The organism is Rhizobium sp. PRIMUS64, assembly GCF_023006465.1.
In the GTDB taxonomy this organism is placed as follows: Bacteria; Pseudomonadota; Alphaproteobacteria; order Rhizobiales; family Rhizobiaceae; genus Rhizobium; species Rhizobium leguminosarum.
The window spans coordinates 14,037-33,052 of the sequence record NZ_JALBGX010000031.1; the positions used below are offsets into that span (position 1 = coordinate 14,037).

General features: G+C 61.2%; 11 protein-coding genes. All 11 read left to right on the forward strand.

Annotated elements, in window-relative coordinates; translation table 11 throughout:
- The first annotated feature begins 55 nt into the window (after window positions 1–55).
- Window positions 56–1,597, forward strand: a complete 1,542-nt coding sequence (locus tag MOV76_RS14755; protein WP_028733608.1) for a sugar ABC transporter ATP-binding protein — start codon at window positions 56–58, stop codon at window positions 1,595–1,597.
- 34 nt (window positions 1,598–1,631) lie between these two features.
- On the forward strand, window positions 1,632–2,657 hold the full coding sequence (locus MOV76_RS14760; RefSeq protein WP_018244091.1) for an ABC transporter permease: 1,026 nt from the start codon (window positions 1,632–1,634) through the stop codon (window positions 2,655–2,657).
- Between the two features lie 267 nt (window positions 2,658–2,924).
- Entirely contained in the window at window positions 2,925–3,983 is a 1,059-nt protein-coding gene (locus tag MOV76_RS14765; protein ID WP_247264769.1) for a dipeptidase, read from the forward strand.
- A 38-nt stretch (window positions 3,984–4,021) separates the two neighbouring features.
- Window positions 4,022–5,665, forward strand: coding sequence for an ABC transporter substrate-binding protein (locus MOV76_RS14770; protein ID WP_247264770.1), 1,644 nt, complete (start codon window positions 4,022–4,024; stop codon window positions 5,663–5,665).
- Window positions 5,666–5,684: 19 nt separating this feature from the next.
- Window positions 5,685–6,752, forward strand: coding sequence for an ABC transporter permease (locus tag MOV76_RS14775; RefSeq protein ID WP_131605702.1), 1,068 nt, complete (start codon window positions 5,685–5,687; stop codon window positions 6,750–6,752).
- A complete protein-coding gene (locus tag MOV76_RS14780; protein ID WP_247264771.1) occupies window positions 6,749–7,684 on the forward strand; it encodes an ABC transporter permease in 936 nt (311 codons plus the stop codon). Before MOV76_RS14775 ends, MOV76_RS14780 begins: the two co-directional genes overlap by 4 nt.
- Window positions 7,681–8,514, forward strand: a complete 834-nt coding sequence (locus MOV76_RS14785; RefSeq protein WP_247264772.1) for an ABC transporter ATP-binding protein — start codon at window positions 7,681–7,683, stop codon at window positions 8,512–8,514. Before MOV76_RS14780 ends, MOV76_RS14785 begins: the two co-directional genes overlap by 4 nt.
- Window positions 8,511–9,260, forward strand: a complete 750-nt coding sequence (locus tag MOV76_RS14790; RefSeq protein WP_247264773.1) for an ABC transporter ATP-binding protein — start codon at window positions 8,511–8,513, stop codon at window positions 9,258–9,260. Before MOV76_RS14785 ends, MOV76_RS14790 begins: the two co-directional genes overlap by 4 nt.
- Window positions 9,261–9,422: 162 nt before the next feature.
- Complete coding sequence (locus MOV76_RS14795) at window positions 9,423–9,611, forward strand: hypothetical protein (RefSeq protein ID WP_018244084.1); 189 nt, start codon at window positions 9,423–9,425, stop codon at window positions 9,609–9,611.
- Between the two features lie 127 nt (window positions 9,612–9,738).
- Window positions 9,739–9,903: a hypothetical protein gene (locus tag MOV76_RS14800; RefSeq protein ID WP_018244083.1), complete on the forward strand. Its 165-nt coding sequence runs from the start codon at window positions 9,739–9,741 to the stop codon at window positions 9,901–9,903.
- 568 nt (window positions 9,904–10,471) lie between these two features.
- Window positions 10,472–18,991 carry a GH36-type glycosyl hydrolase domain-containing protein gene (locus tag MOV76_RS14805; protein WP_247264774.1) on the forward strand — a complete coding sequence of 2,840 codons (8,520 nt, stop codon included), beginning with the start codon at window positions 10,472–10,474 and terminating at the stop codon, window positions 18,989–18,991.
- Window positions 18,992–19,016 lie beyond the last annotated feature (25 nt).

Here is a 19,016-nt window from a genome sequence, read left to right on the forward strand (position 1 = left end):
AGGATGCGGGCAAAGCCCGCATCCTTTTCGCCTACCCGTATCCGGAGGAGATGATATGGCCGTCAGCCCGACAACCATGGCCGCCGTGCGCGCGAGCGGCGCAGTTCCGAATGCGGAATATCTCTTGAGCGCCGAGGGTGTCCGCAAGGAATTTCCCGGTGTCGTCGCCCTCGACGACGTGCAGTTCCGACTGAAGCGCGCCTCCGTGCATGCGCTGATGGGCGAAAACGGCGCCGGCAAATCGACGTTGATGAAGATCCTCGCCGGTATCTACACGCCCGACAAGGGCGATATTCGCCTGAAGGGGATCGAAATCCAGCTGAAATCTCCGCTCGACGCGCTGGAGAACGGCATTGCCATGATCCATCAGGAACTGAACCTGATGCCGTTCATGACGGTTGCCGAAAATATCTGGATTCGCCGCGAACCGAAGAACCGCCTCGGTTTCATCGATCACGGCGTGATGCACCGCATGACCGAGGAGTTGTTTACCCGGCTCAATATCGCAATTGATCCTGATATCGAGGTCCGGTTCCTGTCTGTCGCCAACCGGCAGATGGTCGAGATCGCCAAGGCGGTTTCCTATAATTCCGATGTGTTGATCATGGACGAGCCGACTTCGGCGCTGACGGAGCGCGAGGTCGAGCATCTTTTCCGTATCATCCGCGACCTCAGGGCCCAAGGCATCGGCATCGTCTACATCACCCACAAGATGAACGAGCTCTTCGAGATTGCCGACGAGTTTTCCGTCTTCCGCGACGGCCGATATATCGGCACGCATGCCTCAACCGACGTCACCCGCGACGATATCATCCGGATGATGGTCGGGCGCGAGATCACCCAGATGTTTCCCAAGGAAGAGGTGCCGATCGGCGAGGTCGTGCTCTCCGTCAAGGATCTGTGTCTCAACGGCGTTTTCAAGAACGTCTCCTTCGAGGTCAGGGCCGGCGAAATCCTCGGTGTGGCCGGCCTGGTCGGCTCCGGCCGGTCGAACGTCGCCGAAACGCTGTTTGGCGTGACGCCGGCAAGTTCCGGCTCGATCGAGCTCTACGGCAAGCCGGTGACCATTTCTTCGCCGACCGAGGCCATCCGCAATCGCATGGCGTTCCTGACCGAAGACCGGAAAGATACCGGCTGCCTGTTGATCCTCGATATTCTCGAGAACATGCAGATCGCCGTTCTGCAGGACAGATACGTCAAGGGCGGCTTCGTGCAGCAGGGCGCAGTCGAGGCAACCTGCGAAGACATGGCAAAAAAGCTGCGCGTGAAAACGCCCAATCTTTACGAGCGGGTGGAAAATCTTTCGGGCGGCAATCAACAGAAGGTGCTGATCGGCCGCTGGCTGCTCACCAATCCGCGCATCCTCATCCTTGACGAGCCGACGCGCGGCATCGATGTCGGCGCCAAGGCGGAAATCCACCGGTTGGTCGTGGAGATGGCGCGAAACGGCGTGGCGGTGGTGATGATCTCGTCCGAGATGCCCGAGGTTCTCGGCATGAGCGACCGCATCATGGTCATGCACGAGGGACGCGTGACCGGTTTCCTCAATCGCGACGAAGCAACGCAGATAAAGGTGATGGAGCTGGCTGCGCAGTGATGCGTCGACGGCGATCGTCCAAGGGAGGTTTGACATGACTACCAAGGCAGCAGAGAGCGCGGCTCCGCTCGCAACCCGGCAAAGGCGGCGGCGCATACCGACGGAACTCAGCATTTTCCTCGTGCTCGTCGGCATCGCACTCATCTACGAAGTGCTCGGCTGGATGTTCATCGGCCAAAGCTTCCTGATGAATTCGCAGCGTCTGACGATCATGATCCTGCAGGTCTCCGTCATCGGCATCATCGCCGTCGGCGTCACGCAGGTCATCATCACCGGCGGCATCGACCTTTCGTCGGGTTCGGTCGTCGGCATGACGGCGATGATCGCAACGAGCTTTGCCCAGTCCTCGACCTGGGGACGGGCCGTCTTTCCCTCGCTGACCGACCTGCCGGCTTTCGTGCCCATCGTCGTCGGTCTGCTGATCGGGGCGGCGGCCGGCCTCGCGAACGGCGCGCTCATCGCCTACACCAAGATCCCGCCGTTCATTGCCACACTTGGCATGTTCGTTTCGGCCAGAGGCGTGGCGAAGTGGTATACGAAGGGACAGCCGGTTTCCGGGATCACCGAGCAGTTTCATTTCATCGGAACGAAAGCCTGGCCGGTTGTCGTCTTCCTGGTCGTTGCACTGATCTTTCATATCGCGCTGCGCTACACCCGCTACGGCAAGTTCACCTATGCCATCGGCGCGAATCCGCAGGCCGCGCGTGTTTCCGGCATCAACATCGAGGCTCATCTCGTCAAGGTCTATGTGATTGCGGGATTGCTTGCCGGCCTTGCCGGTATCGTCACGGCGGCACGTGCTGAAACCGCGCAGGCCAGCATGGGTGTCGGATATGAACTTGACGCGATCGCCGCGACCGTCATCGGCGGCACTTCGCTCACCGGCGGTGTCGGGCGCATTACCGGCACGGTCATCGGCACCATCATTCTCGGCGTCATGACCTCCGGCTTCACCTTCCTCAGGATCGACGCCTACTACCAGGAGATCGTCAAGGGCCTCATCATCGTCGCGGCTGTTGTCATCGACGTCTACAGACAGAAGAAACGGCGCAAGCACTAATTTCCGGCAGCGTGATCCGATAGTTTTGCGGGGGCCTCGGCCCCCGTTCCGTTTTGAGAGCATGATGCCGAAGAATGTGAGCGGTTTTCGGACGACATCACGCTCTAACTATTTAACTTAGAAGAGCATTCAGATTTTAAGCCGAACTGGCCGAAAATCATCCTGTTCCAGCGTCGATGACGGATTTTTAAAAAAAGAGGTGGCGAATTCCGTCAGCTTTTCTATTCTGCCGCTTCATTCGCCCGCTCGGGCAGCGCAGGAAGACAGATGCAATTCGTATTTGACGGTCACAACGACGTTCTCCTTCGACTCTGGACACATTCAAAAGACGGCAGCGACCCGATCGCGGAATTCGCAGACGGCACGACGGTCGGCCATATCGATGCGCGTCGCGCCAGAGAGGGCGGTCTTTCGGGCGGTCTCTGCGCCATCTACATTCCCTCGGGCGATCTCGTCTTTGCCGATCCGGATGCTAACGGTCGCTATATCACGCCGATGGCGGCACCTCTTGATCCGCTGCCTTCCCTTGCCATCGCCAATGAAATGGCGGCGATCGCGCTGCGGCTCGACGAGGCTGGCGCCTGGCGGCTCTGCCGGACGGTGAAAGATATCCGCGGCGCCATGGCGGATAACATTTTTGCCGCCGTCATGCATATGGAAGGTTGCGAGGCGATCGGCGCCGATCTCTCGGCGCTCGAGGTATTCTACGCGGCGGGGCTGCGGTCGCTCGGGCCGGTCTGGAGCCGGCACAATGTCTTCGGTCACGGCGTGCCCTTCGCCTTCCCAATGTCGCCGGACACGGCGCCCGGCCTGACCGATGCCGGCTTCGCGCTGGTGAGGGAATGCAATCGCCTCGGCGTCCTGATCGACCTTGCTCATATCACCGAGAAGGGTTTCTGGGACGTGGCGAAGACGACGGATCAGCCGTTGGTCGCCACTCATTCCAATGCCCACGCCCTGACGCCGGTCGCGCGCAACCTGACAGACAGGCAGCTCGATGCGATCCGCGAAAGCCGCGGGCTCGTCGGCATCAATTATGCCACCGCCATGCTGCGTGCCGACGGCCGCTCGGACAGCGATACGCCGCTTACCGACATGATCCGCCATATTGACTATCTCGTGAACCGCATCGGCATCGATTGCGTGGCGCTCGGATCGGATTTCGACGGGGCCACCATTCCAGAGGAAATCGGTGATGCGGCTGGCAATCAGAAGCTGATTGCCGCTCTCAAGGAGGTTGGCTATGCTGATGCCGACCTCGCAAAACTTGCCCGTGAAAACTGGCTTCGCATTCTGGCCCAAGCTTGGCGGGAGGACCGCGCCTAAGCCTTTCCTAATCCAATCAAAAAACAGGGGAACAGACCATGATGATGACCAAACTCAGCCGCAATTTTCGCATGCTATCCGCCGGAGCCGCGCTATCGCTGCTGATGATGGCGGCACCCGCCGCCTTCGCCGAGACGCCGAAGGATACGCTGGTCGAAGGATTCGCCATCGACGATATCATCACGATGGATCCTGGCGAGGCTTTCGAGCTTTCGACGGCTGAAATCACCACCAATAGCTACAGCCTGCTTGTTCGTCTCGACATGGACGATACGTCGAAGGTGAAGGGCGATCTGGCCGAGAGCTGGAGCGTTTCCGATGATGGCCTCACCTATACGTTCAAGCTGAAGTCAGGCCTGAAATTCGCCTCCGGCAACCCGGTCACCGCCGAAGATGTCGCCTGGTCCTTCGAACGCGCCGTCAAGCTCGACAAGAGCCCGGCCTTCATCCTCACCCAGTTCGGCCTGACCGGCGACAACGTCACGGAAAAAGCCAAGGCTGCCGATGCCGGCACTTTCGTCTTCACGGTCGACAAGGCCTATGCGCCGAGCTTCGTGCTTAACTGCCTGACGGCAACCGTCGCTTCCGTCGTCGACAAGAAGCTGGTGCTTGAGCATGTGAAGGCCGTGACGCCGGATGCCGAGCACAAATACGACAATGATTTCGGCAATGAATGGCTGAAGACGGGCTATGCCGGCTCCGGCGCCTATAAGCTGCGCGAATGGCGCGCCAACGAAGTCGTGGTGCTGGAGCGCAACGACAATTACTATGGCGAAAAAGCCAAGCTCAATCGCGTCATCTATCGCTACATGAAGGAAAGCTCGGCCCAGCGGCTGGCGCTCGAAGCAGGCGACATCGATATCGCCCGCAACCTCGAGCCGGGCGACATCGACGCCGTTTCGAAGAATGCCGATCTGGCGACAACGAGTGCGCCGAAGGGCACGATCTATTATGTCAGCCTGAACAACAAGAACGAGAACCTGAAAAAGCCGGAAGTTCAGGAAGCCTTCAAATACCTGGTTGACTACGATGCGATCGGCGCAACGCTGATCAAGGGTATCGGCGAGATCCACCAGACTTTCCTGCCGAAGGGCCAGCTCGGCGCGCTCGATGAGAATCCCTACAAGCTCGATGTCGCCAAGGCCAAGGAACTGCTCGCCAAGGCCGGCGTACCCGATGGTTTCTCGATCACCATGGATGTGCGCAATACGCAGCCGGTGACGGGCATTGCCGAATCCATGCAGCAGACGCTGGCGCAAGCCGGCGTGAAGATGGAAATCATCCCCGGCGACGGCAAGCAGACGCTGACCAAGTACCGCGCCCGCACCCACGACATGTATATCGGCCAGTGGGGTTCGGACTATTTCGACCCGAATTCCAATGCCGACACCTTTACCGGCAATCCCGACAATTCCGATGCAGGCACGGTGAAGACGCTCGCATGGCGCAACACCTGGGAAGCGCCGGAACTCGACAAGCAAGCCAAGGCCGCACTTCTCGAACGCGACGCCGCCAAGCGCGCCGCCATATATCAGGACATCCAGAAGAAGTACCTGGCAAACAGCCCCTTCGTCTTCATCTTCCAGCAGACCGAGGTGGCTGGCTACCGCAAAAGCGTGAAGGACTTCAAGCTGGGTCCGAGCTTCGACACCAATTTCGTCGGTCCGATCGCCAAGGAATAATCCGGCGGGATTGAGTGGCTTGAGCACCATCGAAACAACACAGGAGGCGCGGCCCCGAAAGGGCCGTGCCGGCGCCTTTGCAAAGGCGTTAGGGCGGTTTCTGTTTGCCGCCGTCACCACCTATCTCGGCCTGCTGGCCGTCACCTTCTTCATCGGCCGCGTCGTGCCGATCGATCCCGTGCTCGCCATCCTTGGCGATCGCGCGCCCAACCATGTCGTCGAGCGCGTGCGCCAGGAGATGGGCTTCAACCTGCCGCTCTACCAGCAGTTCTTCATCTATATCAAAGGCATCCTGTCCGGCGATTTCGGCAATTCGGTCCTGACGACCAATCCGGTGATGGTCGATATTCGCCGTGCATTTCCGGCGACAGTGGAGCTCGCGACGCTCGGAACGCTGATCGGCGCTTTCGTCGGCGTGCCGCTCGGGGTTCTCGCCGCGGTGCGCCGCGGCAGCATCGTCGACCAGGTGGTGCGGGTCATTGGCTTGATCGGTTATTCGGTGCCGATCTTCTGGCTGGCGCTGATCTCGCTTGTGATCTTCTATGCGCAACTGCGCTGGGTGGCCTTTCCCGGCCGCATCGACATCGTCTTCGAATACACGTTCACGCCGATCACCGGCTTCTACCTGCTGGACAGTGCCTGGCAGGGGCAGTGGGATGTCTTCTATGATGTCTTCCGCCACATCATCCTGCCTGCCTCCTTGCTCGGATATTTCTCGCTCGCCTATATCAGCCGCATGACGCGCAGCTTCATGCTGAACGAGCTTTCCCAGGAATATATCGTCGCCGTACGTGCCAAGGGGCTTTCGGAAACGCGGGTGATCTGGGGCCATGCCCTGCGCAATGCCGCCGTGCCGCTCGTTACCGTCATTGCGCTTTCCTATGCCGGCCTGCTCGAGGGATCGGTGCTGACCGAGACCGTCTTTTCCTGGCCAGGCATCGGGCTGTACATCACCAATTCGCTGCAGAATGCCGACATGAACGCCGTGCTCGGCGGCACGATCGTCATCGGTACGGTCTTCATCGGTATCAACCTTCTGTCCGATCTTCTTTACCGGACGCTCGACCCGAGGACGCGAAACCGATGACGGCCAATGCCAGCCCATCTCCTGCGATGAGCCGCCGCGAATGGCTGCTCTCCGACCGGCCGCAATCGCGCCTGCAGGCCCGCCTCGGCCGCACCTATGTCACCTGGCGGCAGTTCACGGCAAACAGGCTCGCTGTCGTCGGCCTGCTGATCATCGTGGCGCTGCTTTTTATCGCCGCCTTTGCCGATGTGATCGCCACGCATAATCCCGTTGTCGGCGATCTGCGCAACGCCCGCCTGCTGCCGCCCGGCACGGGGGAATTCTGGCTCGGTTCGGATGACCAGGGCCGTGATATTTATTCCCGGCTGATCTACGGATCGCGATTGACGCTCCTTGTCGTCGCGCTTGTCGCCATCATCTCTGCGCCGATCGGGTTGATCGTCGGCACCGTCTCCGGTTATGCCGGAGGCTGGGTGGATGCGACGCTGATGCGCATCACCGATATTTTCCTTGCCTTTCCGAAGCTGGTGCTGGCGCTCGCCTTCGTCGCTGCCCTCGGTCCCGGCATCCAGAATGCGATCATCGCGATTGCGATCACCTCCTGGCCGCCCTATGCGCGCATCGCCCGCGCCGAGACGCTGGCGGTCCGGCGTTCCGACTATATTTCGGCGGTGAAGCTGATGGGCGCCTCGCCGCTTCGCATTGTCGTGCGCCATGTCATGCCGCTCTGCATTTCCTCGCTGATCGTGCGCGTGACGCTGGACATGGCGGGCATCATCCTGACGGCGGCCGGTCTGGGTTTCCTCGGCCTCGGGGCGCAGCCGCCGCTGCCGGAATGGGGTGCGATGATCGCCTCGGGCCGGCGCTTCATCCTCGATCAATGGTGGGTCGCAGCGATGCCCGGCATCGCCATCCTCATCGTCAGCCTCGGCTTCAATCTCCTTGGCGACGGCCTGCGCGACGCGCTCGATCCGAAGGAGAGCGGCCAATGACGACACTTCTGACGGTGGACAAGCTCAAGGTCAGCTACCCCACGCGCACGGGCGTGATCGAGGCCGTGCGCGGCGTCTCCTTCACGCTCGGCAAAGAAAGGCTCGGCATCGTCGGCGAATCCGGTTCCGGCAAGTCGCAGACCGGACGGGCGATCATGGGCCTGACGCCGAAACACGGCATCGTCACGGCCGACAGGCTTAATTTCAACGGCATCGATCTGATCAATGCGTCTGCCGGCGAAAGGCGCAGGCTGCGGGGCAAGCGCATCGCCATGATCCTGCAGGATCCGAAATATTCGCTCGATCCCGTCATGTCGATTGGACGGCAGATCTGCGAGACGCTGCGCACACATGAGAAGGTCGGCAAGGCGGAGGCGCGCGAGCGCGCGCTCGACATGCTGGAAGCGGTGCAGATCCGCGACCCGAAGCGTGTCTTCGACCTGCATCCGCACGAGGTTTCGGGCGGCATGGGGCAGCGGGCGATGATCGCCATGATGCTCATTGCCGGACCTGAACTGCTGATTGCCGACGAGCCGACCTCGGCGCTCGACGTGACGGTGCAGCTCGACGTGCTGAGGATCATGGACAAGCTGGTGTCCGAGCGTGGCATGGGGCTGATCTTCGTCTCCCACGATCTGAGGCTGGTCTCTTCCTTCTGCGACCGCGTCATCGTCATGTATGCCGGAAAGATCGTCGAGGAACTGGCGGCGGCCGATCTCAAACATGCGCAGCATCCCTATACGCAAGGACTGCTGAATTGCATGCCCGAGATCGGTGCAAACCGCCATCCGCTGCCGGTGCTCGACCGCAAGCCGGAGTGGGCGGCATGAGCGCAGCTCTTCAAGTCGACAATCTCAGCGTCGTCTACGACCATTTTCATGCGCTGAAGGATGTCAGCATCGCCGTCGAACGCGGCGAATCCTTTGGCCTCGTCGGTGAGTCCGGCTCGGGAAAATCGACCTTGCTGCGGGCCGTTGCCGGGCTTGCGCCGATCAGCGGCGGCGCGATCCACATCGACGACGAAGTGTTGAAAGGTTCGAAGCGCAGCAAAGTCTTCTACCGGCGCGTGCAAATGGTCTTCCAGGATCCTTATGGTTCGCTGCATCCGCGCCAGACCATCGACCGGCTTCTGCTCGAACCGCTTGCAATCCACGGCATCGCCGACAGCGAGAAGCGCATCGCCCGGGCGCTCGACGAGGTCGGCCTCGGCAATGGTTTCCGTTTCCGCTACCCGCACCAGCTCTCCGGCGGCCAGCGCCAGCGTGTGGCGATCGCCCGGGCGCTGATCGTGGAACCGTCAATCCTGCTGCTCGACGAGCCGACATCAGCGCTCGACGCCTCGGTGCAGGCCGAGGTGCTGAACCTGCTGGAGCAGATCCGACGCGACCGCAAGCTCACCTTCGTGATGGTGAGCCATGATCTCGGTGTCGTCACCCATATGTGTGAGCGGCTCGCCGTGATGCGCAACGGCGCCGTCGTCGAGCGGTTGAGCTCGCAGGAACTGGCGACGGGTGCGGTTCACGAGGATTATACGAGAAATTTGATGATCGCGAGCAAGGGTTTCGTCAAAGCCTGAAGGCCAATCTTTTCAAACCTTTGAAAAGAAAAGATCGGCGGCGCTGTTAAGGATAATGTTTTCCTAAAAGACGACCATTCAACTAGACTATTGACAGCTGCCTTGCTTCTGTCATGATCCCGTTAACGTTTGTTAGCTTTCGTGATCGATGGAGGTTGAAGCATGTTCTTTCTCGGTGGGATGACCATGGGCTACCTCGATCCTCCCGTGAAAACCGATCGCCGGGAACAGATTTCGGTATCCCTTCCCGCGGAAAAGGACCGCCGGCTGATCGAGGCTTCCTCCAACCCGCCTGAGAAGGAGAGTGCCGTCGAGCGCTCGTTGATCTGGGCATGGCGCACGCTCTGCTAAAAGGGCTGGTTGAATTTTCTCTTCCGTTCGCTCTAGACGGAATTTTATCTCTACCTACTTGATAGAGAAAATAAGAATATAAGCGCGAGCCGCACAACCGGCCGCACGAGAACAACGGAGGCGACATATGGCAGATCTGGGTATTTCGCATGCTCACGTGAACCAGTATGGTTCCGTACCGACCAAGAAGCCGCTCACCACGCGCCACAGGCTTCAGACGGTGCTTCATGGAGCGATCTTCACCGCGGCGTTCCTGTTCGTCGTGGCCATGGTTTGCGGCGTCGTCGGGTAATCCGGTGGATGATTAAGCGTCGGCAGGTGCCGGCGCTGCGGCGGTTTCCGCCCTTATTGAATTCCGAACATTAATTTGTCTCGGCTTTCCCACTCATCATCATTCTTCTATTCTTTTCACGCCATCCAAAGCGCGCCACGGCGAACTTGCTCATGCGCGGGGTGCAAGCTCGCCCAAATCGCTGTCAGGCGTAGGATCTGGCGATCGTCTTCTTTTCTTTTTCTGAAATCGAAGCTGTTGATCGCCGGGACCAGGGGCCGGCATTTTCGTCATTCCCACCGCCCAGACAAGCTCGCCGGGCAAGCGGTGAACGCCTCTTGACTTGAATTATCCCGATAGTGTCCAAATTTTCGACATGGCTTTCGCGGAGAGGTATCGATGGTCTCGATCCTGTCGGGCCGCGTCCTGAACCAGGGCTTCGCCCGTCTGCATCGCTTGCCAAGTGTCGTTCACCCCCCACTTCATCGATCTTTGAAGAATAGGGCTCCGTTCATGTAGCAGTCATGATAAGCAGTGCAAAAGGCTGAGCAAAACAGCCATAACTTCGTTTGGATCCAGAACCGAACCCATGTCTATTTCCAATCTTTCTCCGAGCCTTTCGCGCGAACCCGAGACGAAGCAGATCGATCATAACGATTCGATCCGCTCGACCTATCTTTCCATCGAGGACATCAAGGCGATGGGCGATGCGGTCGCCCGCAACGGCGTCGACAAGCTGCCGGCTTTCGCTCCCTTCGATTTCTTCGCCCGCCATAAGGAAAACGAGAAGGAAATTCTGCGCGTCTACCGGACCACGGCGACCGACGTCGAAGCCGGCGAGACGATCACGCCGGCGGCAGAATGGCTGCTGGACAATCATTATATCGTCGAAGAGGCGATCCAGGAGGTGCGGCGCGACTTCCCTCGCCGCTTCTATCGCGAATTGCCGACCATGGTCGTCGGCGGCGTCGAGGTGCCGCGCACCCTCGTGCTTGCCTGGCTCTATGTCGCTCATACCCACAGCACGATATCGCAGGAAAGCCTGACGGCGCTGGTCGATGGCTTCCAGGCCAGCGAGACGCTCAGGATCGGCGAACTCTGGGCGTTGCCCTCCCTCGTGCGCTATGTGCTCGTCGAAAACCTTCGCCGCATTTCGAGCCGTGTCGAAGCTAGCCGCCGCCTGCGCCGCCGCGCCAACGAGGCGGCCGATGAATTGGTGCGCCTAACGGATCCAGCCGGGGCGACCGCCTATCTGAAGACGCTGGAATCGCTTGCCGAGGACAATACCTTCTCGACGCAGTTCCTCTATCGCCTGCGCGACGGCTCGCAGACGTCGAGCCTGGCGATCACTTGGCTCGACGCGCGGCTGGAAGAGCTCGGCCGCAACACCGAAGAGACGACGACGGCCGAACACAGCCGGCTCTCTTCCGGCAACGTGACGATGGGCAACATCATCCGCAGCCTTCGCGAGATCGATGACGCCGAATGGTCGGTCTGGGTCGAGCAGGTCAGCCATGTCGACAAGTTGCTCTGGGAGCATTCGGATTACGGCATCCTCGATTCCGGCTCGCGCAACAAATATCGCAAACAGATCGAGAAGCTGGCCAAGCGCTCGCCGCTGACGGAAATGGAAATCGCCCAGCTGGCGCTCGACATGACTGACGCCGCCAAGGCCTCCGACGAGCCGCAGCCGCACGAACCGAATGTCGGCGGCTTCCTGTCCGGCGCGCAGCGGCCGAAGCTCGAAGCACGGGCGAACTATCGCCCGACGGTCATCCAGCATTTTGTGCGCGCCGTGCGCCGGTTCAACTGGCTGGCGATTGCCGTGCCCGTCATGCTGCTGACCATCATCGCCATGGCGATCGTCGGCAAATTCATGGCGAATGCCGGCATGGGTGCGTTTGAAATCGCCCTGCTGCTGATCATGTTCTCGGTGCCGGCGTCGGAGGGGGCGACAGGTCTCTTCAACACCTTGCTATCCTTCTTCGTGACGCCGGCGCGCCTCGTCGGCTACGAGTTCAAGGAAGGCATTCCGGAAGATGCGCGCACGCTGCTCGTCGTGCCCTGCCTGATCTCGAACCGCGACAGCGTCGACGATCACGTTCGCAATCTCGAGGTTCATTATCTCGCCAATCCGCGCGGTGAGATCTATTTCGCGATGCTCAGCGACTGGCCGGACAGCGAGGTCGAGGAAACGCCTGCCGATCTCGAGGTTCTCGATTATGCCAGGCGCGAGATCGCCAATCTCTCCGCCCGCTATGCCTATGACGGCAAGACGCGTTTCTATCTGTTGCATCGCCGCCGCCTCTACAATCCCGCGGAAGGCGTCTGGATGGGCTGGGAGCGCAAGCGCGGCAAGCTGCACGAGCTGAACATGCTTCTGCGCGGCGACCGCGACACGACCTATCTGCCGGGCGCCAATACCGTGCCGGCCAATGTGCAATATGTCATGACGCTCGATGCCGATACGCGCCTGATGCGCGATGCCGTCACCAAGCTCGTCGGCAAGCTCTATCATCCGATCAACCGCCCGGTCATCAATCCGAAAACCGGCCGCGTCGAAAGCGGCTATGGCGTCTTGCAGCCGCGGGTCACCCCGTCGCTGACGACAGGCAAGGACGCGTCGGTCTTCCAGCGCGTCTTTTCGATCAACCGTGGCCTCGATCCTTACGTCTTCACCGTTTCCGACGTCTATCAGGATCTCGCCGGCGAAGGCACCTTCACCGGCAAGGGCCTTTACCATGTCGATGCCTTCGAAGCGTCGTTGAAGGGCCGGATCGACGAGAACTCCGTGCTCAGCCACGATCTTCTCGAAGGCTCGATGGCGCGTTGCGCGCTCGTCACCGATCTCGAACTGGTGGAGGATTTCCCGATCCGCTACGAGGTGGAAACCTCGCGCCAGCATCGCTGGGCACGCGGCGACTGGCAGCTTCTCCCCTACATGTTCAATCCGAAATACGGCGTCACGGCACTCGGCCGTTGGAAGATGTTCGACAATCTGCGCCGCTCGCTGACGCCGATCGCCTGGTTCTTCGCCTCCGTGCTCGGCTGGTATTTCATGGGTCCGCTCGGCGCGCTCATCTGGCAGATTCTGCTGATCTTCTGCCTCTTCGTCGCGCCGACGCTGTCGCTCATCAACGGCATCATCCCGCGCACCAGCGATATCATCGCCCGCGCCCATCTCTATACGGTCTGGTCCGATATCACGGCCGCCAACGCGCAGGTTGCGCTGCGCATCGTCTTCATCGCCGATTCGGCTTGCATGATGGCGGATGCGATCGGCCGTTCGCTCTATCGCCTGTTCGTCAGCCGCAAGCTGATGCTGCAGTGGCGGACCGCTGCCAGCGTTCAGGCCGGCGGCCAGGGCACGTTGATCTCCTATTACAAGGCGATGTGGCATGCACCGGCGTTGGCGCTGCTGGCGCTCGGTTTCGCAGCTCTTCCCGGCGACAACGCCTTCCTTGTGGGCATTCCCTTCGCGCTGCTGTGGATCCTGTCGCCGGTCGTCGCCTGGTATGTCAGCCAGTCGGCGGAGACCGAGGACCGGCTCGAGGTCGCCGATTCCGTGTCGAGCGAACTGCGCAAGATCGCCCGGCGCACCTGGCGTTATTTCGAGACCTTCACGACGGCCGAGCAGAACTATCTGCCGCCGGACAATATCCAGGAAACGCCGCATGTGATTGTGGCGGCGCGCACCTCGCCGACCAATATCGGCGTCTATCTGCTTTCCGTCGTTTCCGGCCGGCATTTCGGCTGGTTCTCCTTCGAGGAGACGCTCGAACGGCTGGAGCAGACGATCGCGACGATCGATAGAATGGAGAAATTCCGCGGCCATCTGTTCAACTGGTATCACACCGATACGCTGCAGACGCTGGGGCCCCGTTACGTCTCAGCCGTCGACAGCGGCAATCTCGCCGGCCATCTGATCGCCATTTCGTCGGCCTGCCGCAACTGGGCCGAGGCGCCGTCCGCCCATATGCAGGGTAATCTCGACGGCGTCGGCGACACGGCCGGCATTCTCCGAGAAGTGCTGGCGGACCTGCCCGATGACCGCAAGACCGTGCGCCCGCTGCGCCGGCGCCTGGAGGAGCGCATCGTCGGCTTCCAGAACGCGCTTGCCGCCGTCAAACGCGAGCACGAATTCGCCTCGATCCGCATCATCAACCTTGCGGTTCTCGCGCGCGACATCGAGAAGCTCGCTGCCAATCTCGACCATGAGGTCAAGTCGAAGCAGAGCGAAGAGGTCACCCAATGGGCGGCATCCCTGGTGAAGGTCTGCGAGGCGCATATTTCCGACAGCACCTTCGACCTTTCCAAAGTCGATGCGCTGAGGCCGCGCCTGGTGGCGCTGCGCGACAAGGCGCGCGATCTCGCCTTCTCGATGGATTTCGGCTTCCTGTTCCGGCCGGAACGGCGTCTGCTGTCGATCGGCTATCGCGTCGAAAGCGGTGAACTCGACCAGGCCTGTTATGACCTTCTCGCCTCGGAATGCCGCCTGACCAGCCTCTTCGGCATCGCCAAGGGTGACCTGCCGACGGAACACTGGTACCGCCTCGGCCGCCAGGTCGTGCCTGTGGGGTCGCGCGGTGCGCTGGTTTCCTGGTCCGGCTCGATGTTCGAATATCTGATGCCGCCGCTCGTCATGCAGGAGCGCGGCGGGGGTATTCTCAACCAGACCAACAATCTGGTCGTCGTCGAGCAGATGAATTACGCCCGCAAGCTCGGTATTCCCTGGGGTATTTCGGAGGCGGCCTTCAATGCCCGCGACCATAACCTCAATTATCAGTACACGAATTTCGGCGTGCCCACGCTCGGCCTGAAGCGCGGCCTCGGCCACAATGCCGTCATCGCGCCCTATGCCTCGCTGCTTGCCAGCCAGTACGATCCGCCGGCCGCGCTGGAAAACCTGCAAAAGTTGCGCAAGCTCGGCGCACTCGGCAAGTTCGGCTTCCATGACGCCGTCGATTTCACGCCGACGCGCGTGCCGGAAGGCAAGAAATGCGCGGTGGTCTACAATTATTATGCCCATCACCACGGCATGTCGATCGCGGCGGTCGCCAACGTCGCCTTCAACGGTCATCTGCGCGAGCTCTTCCACGCCGATCCCGTCATCGAGGCGGCGGAGTTGCTGCTGCAGGAAAAGGCGCCGCGCGATATTCCTGTCATGAGCGGCAAGCATGAATCCGACACACCGGCCAGCATCCAGGACGATCTCCTGCGGCCGGAGCTCCGGAAGATCAGCGATCCGGCTTCGCGTGACCGCGAACTGGTCTTCCTGTCGAACGGTCATTATTCGGTGATGCTGACGGCGACGGGCGCGGGTTATTCCCGCTGGAACAATCTTTCCGTTTCCCGCTGGAAGCCTGATCCGACTGAAGACCGCTGGGGCAGCTTCATCTTCCTGCGCGATACCGCCACCAACGAATGGTGGTCGGCGACATCAGAGCCGAAGGGCGTCGAAGGCGAAAAGATCAAGGTCGAATTCGCCGACGAGAAGGCGCAGTTCACCAAGATGGTCGGCGACCTCACAAGCGAGGTGGAATGCATCGTCGCGACCGAGCATGATGCCGAGGCCCGTCGCGTCACGCTGCTCAACATGGGCACGGAAGACCGTTTCATCGAGGTCACCTCCTATCTCGAACCAGTGATTACCTCCGACGATACCGACAATGCGCATCCGGCATTCGCCCGCATGTTCGTCAAGACAGAGATCGGCAAGCGCGGCGACGTCATCCGCGCCGAACGCAACAAGCGCGACCCGAACGAGCCTAATATCAGCATCGCACATCTGATCGTCGACAATGCCGGCGACACCCGCCATACCGAATTCGAGACCGACCGGCGCAAGTTCATCGGCCGTGGCCGCAGCCTTGCCGATGCGGCGGCCTTCGATCCGGGTGCCACGCTTTCCGGCAGCGATGGCTTCATGCTCGATGCCGTCATGTCGCTGCGTCGCACCGTCCGCGTACCGGCCGGCAAGAAAGTCAGCGTGATCTTCTGGACGATTGCGGCGCCAAGCCGCGAGGAAGTCGACAAGGCGGTCAATCGCTACCGTCATCCCGATGCCTTCACCCACGAGCTCGTCCAGGCCTGGACACGCACGCAGGTGCAGATGCGCCATGTCGGCGTCACCTCCCAGCAGGCGGCCGCCTTCCAGCATCTCGGACGCTACCTCGTCTATCCCGACATGCAACTGCGCAAGGACGAGGCGACCGTCGAGGCCGGCCTGCAGTCGCAATCGGCGCTCTGGCCGCTGGCGATCTCCGGCGACTTCCCGATCTTCACGCTGCGCATCAACGATGACATGGACCTCGACATCGCCCGCGAGGCGCTGCTGGCGCAGGAATATCTGCGCTCGCGCGGCGTCACCGCCGATCTCGTCATCATGAACGAACGCGCTTCGTCCTATGCGCAGGACATGCAGCATGCGCTCGACGCCATGTGCGAAAACGTGCGCCGCATGGGCCAGGCCGACGGGTTGCGCCAGCATATCTTTGCGGTTCGCAAGGACCTGATGGAAGAAGCCACTTATCATGCGCTGATCGCGGCTTCCCGCGTCACGCTACACACCAAGAACGGCAAGGTGGTCGACCAGATCAACCGCGCCGTCGCGCTGTTTGCACCCTCCAAGGAGGAACTGCAGGAGATGGAACGGGTCGAGCGCAACAAGGCCCCCGTCAAGCGTGTTGCGCCGGTGCCGCCACCTGTCGTGCCCGCCGTCATCATCGAGGAGGAAGGCGATCTCGACTTCTGGAACGGCATCGGCGGCTTTGCCCGCGACGGACGCGAATATGTCGTTCGGCTGCCTGGAGGTCATGCGACGCCGCAGCCCTGGATCAATGTCATTTCCAACGACAGCTTCGGATTCCACGTTTCGGCCGAGGGCTCGGGTTTCACCTGGAGCGTCAATTCGCGCGACTATCAGCTGACCTCCTGGTCGAACGATGCGGTGGTCAACCGTTCGGGAGAGGCGTTCTATCTCACCGATCTGGACAGCGGTGCCGTCATGACGCCGTTCGCAGCACTTTCCCGCCGGCCGGACATCCGTTTCGAAGCCCGCCACGGGCTCGGTTATTCCGTCTTCTCCAGCGTTCAGCACGATATCGCGCTTGAGCTGACGCAGACGATCGACCGCGAAAAGCCGGTGAAACTGCAACGCCTGCGCCTGCGCAACACCGGTTCGACTGGCCGCAAGCTGCGTCTCTACGGTTATGTCGAATGGATTCTCGGCAGCAATCCGGGACGCACGGTGCCTTTCATCCTGTCGAGCCATGATGAGGAGACGGGGGCGCTGTTTGCCACCAATCCCTACAGCATCGATTTTTCGAACCGCACTGCATTCTTCGCTGCGAGCGAGACACTTTCGAGTTTCTCGGCAAGCCGGCGCGAATTCATCGGTAAGGCGGGGACGATCCAGGCACCGCAGGCCGTCACTTCCGCCGCCGCTCTTTCCGGCGCGACGGAACTCGATGGTGATCCGGCCGCGGCGCTTGCAATCGACATCGAGCTCGGCGCCGGCGAAGAGCGCGACTTCACATTCTTCCTCGGCGATACGCCGACGGAAGAAGAAGCGCGCACTGTCATCGCCGATATCCGCAAGGTTTCGTTCGACGAGACCGTCGAGGCAAACCGCGCCTTCTGGCGGGATTTCACCGGCAGGCTGCAGATATCGACTCCAGATCGCGGGATGAACAATCTCGTCAACACCTGGCTGCCCTATCAGAGCCTCGGCTGCCGCATCATGGCCCGCACCGCCTTCTACCAGGCAAGCGGCGCCTTCGGCTTCCGCGACCAGCTGCAGGACACGCTGGCCTTCGTGCTGCACGAGCCCTCGCTTGCCCGCCGCCAGATCCTGAATGCCGCTTCGCGGCAATTCCGCGAAGGCGATGTACAGCATTGGTGGCTGCCGGGAACGGGTGCGGGCGTGCGTACGCTGATCTCCGACGACGTCGTCTGGCTCGCTTACGCGATCCACCACTATTGCAGCGTCACCGGCGACAAAAACGTGCTCGACGAGGAGATCGCCTTCCTGGAAGGGCCGGCACTGCTCGAAGGCCAGCACGACTCGTTCTACAAGCCGGAGATCTCCGAGAACAAGGCGAGCGTCTACGAACACGCGGCGCTGGCGCTCGATCTCGCCATCGCTCGCAAGGGGGCCAACGGCCTGCCGCTGTTCCTTGGCGGCGACTGGAACGACGGCATGAACCGCGTCGGCGTCGGCGGGCGCGGCACCAGCGTCTGGCTCGGCTGGTTCCTGGCGGGGGCATTGCGCTCTTTCATTCCCTATGCCGAAGAGCGCGGCGACACGGCCCGTGCAGAGCGCTGGTCGGCGCATCTCACCGAGCTGAAGAAGGCGCTGGAAACTGCGGCCTGGGATGGCGGCTACTATCGCCGCGGCACGTTCGACGACGGTGCGCTGCTCGGCTCCAGGGAAAGCCCCGAATGCCGGATCGATTCGATCGCGCAGTCCTGGAGCGTGCTGTCGGGCGAGGGCGATCCAGCCCGCGCCGTCACGGCGATGGATGCGGTGCTCGATCAGCTGGTCGACGAGGATGCCCGCATCATCCGGCTGTTCACGCCGCCTTTCGTCAATTCCGCCAGGGATCCCGGCTATATCAAGGCCTATCCGCCGGGCGTGCGCGAAAACGGCGGGCAATATACCCATGCCGCGACCTGGATCGTGATGGCGCTGGCGGAGCTGAAGCGGGGCGACGATGCCTTCCGCTGCTTCCAGATCCTCAACCCGATCACCCATGCGCTCGACAAGGCTTCAGCGGAGCAATACCGCGTCGAACCCTATGTCGTTGCGGCCGACGTCTACGGAAACGAGCCTTATACGTCGCGCGGCGGCTGGACTTGGTATACCGGGTCAGCCGGCTGGCTCTATCGCGCCGCCGTCGAGGGCATCCTCGGTATCCGGCTGAAGGACGGCCGGATTTACGTGCGCCCGTCGCTCCCTTCGGAATGGGACGGTTTTGCGGCAGAGGTGGAGCAAGGCGGCGGCAAATACCGCATTTCGGTCTCAAAAGCGTCCAATGACAGCGGCTACACTCTGTCAATCAACGGCTGCGAAGTCACCGATCCCGAAGAGGGATATCCGCTCGGATAACAGCGTTCTCCACGCTGAAAAAGAC

Coding starts and splice junctions, on each gene's coding strand:
- MOV76_RS14800 (WP_018244083.1), top strand. CDS start 9,739: ATGGCAGATCTGGGTATTTCGCATGCTCACGTGAACCAGTATGGTTCC.
- MOV76_RS14760 (WP_018244091.1), top strand. CDS start 1,632: ATGACTACCAAGGCAGCAGAGAGCGCGGCTCCGCTCGCAACCCGGCAA.
- MOV76_RS14790 (WP_247264773.1), top strand. CDS start 8,511: ATGAGCGCAGCTCTTCAAGTCGACAATCTCAGCGTCGTCTACGACCAT.
- MOV76_RS14780 (WP_247264771.1), top strand. CDS start 6,749: ATGACGGCCAATGCCAGCCCATCTCCTGCGATGAGCCGCCGCGAATGG.
- MOV76_RS14795 (WP_018244084.1), top strand. CDS start 9,423: ATGTTCTTTCTCGGTGGGATGACCATGGGCTACCTCGATCCTCCCGTG.
- MOV76_RS14805 (WP_247264774.1), top strand. CDS start 10,472: ATGTCTATTTCCAATCTTTCTCCGAGCCTTTCGCGCGAACCCGAGACG.
- MOV76_RS14770 (WP_247264770.1), top strand. CDS start 4,022: ATGATGATGACCAAACTCAGCCGCAATTTTCGCATGCTATCCGCCGGA.
- MOV76_RS14785 (WP_247264772.1), top strand. CDS start 7,681: ATGACGACACTTCTGACGGTGGACAAGCTCAAGGTCAGCTACCCCACG.
- MOV76_RS14755 (WP_028733608.1), top strand. CDS start 56: ATGGCCGTCAGCCCGACAACCATGGCCGCCGTGCGCGCGAGCGGCGCA.
- MOV76_RS14765 (WP_247264769.1), top strand. CDS start 2,925: ATGCAATTCGTATTTGACGGTCACAACGACGTTCTCCTTCGACTCTGG.